Genomic DNA, 208 nt, shown 5'->3' on the forward strand with positions numbered 1-208 from the left:
TTACCGTCTAATTAGCATTAGTTTGTTACAGATGGGTTTTTATGGCGATAAAGAAAGCAAACTTAATTCAGTCATACATCTAGTGGAATCAAGTTTAGGACAAAAAGGTTATATTCTCGTTAATTTAGTTGCCTTCTTTAACTGCTTCATTTCAGAAAGCTTATATTTTGATGTTATTTCTCTTTTATTACAATGAATGGCAAAACAG

At 30.3% G+C, this 208-nt stretch carries 1 protein-coding gene; it reads left to right on the forward strand.

Going from position 1 to position 208, the window contains the following annotated elements; genetic code table 11:
- Nucleotides 1-196, forward strand: a 196-nt coding sequence (locus tag V6256_RS16265; RefSeq protein ID WP_341599213.1) for a hypothetical protein, incomplete at its 5' end; no start/stop codon positions are given.
- Nucleotides 197-208 lie beyond the last annotated feature (12 nt).

The sequence above is a fragment of the Psychromonas aquatilis genome (assembly GCF_038155185.1).
Taxonomy (GTDB): Bacteria; Pseudomonadota; Gammaproteobacteria; order Enterobacterales; family Psychromonadaceae; genus Psychromonas; species Psychromonas aquatilis.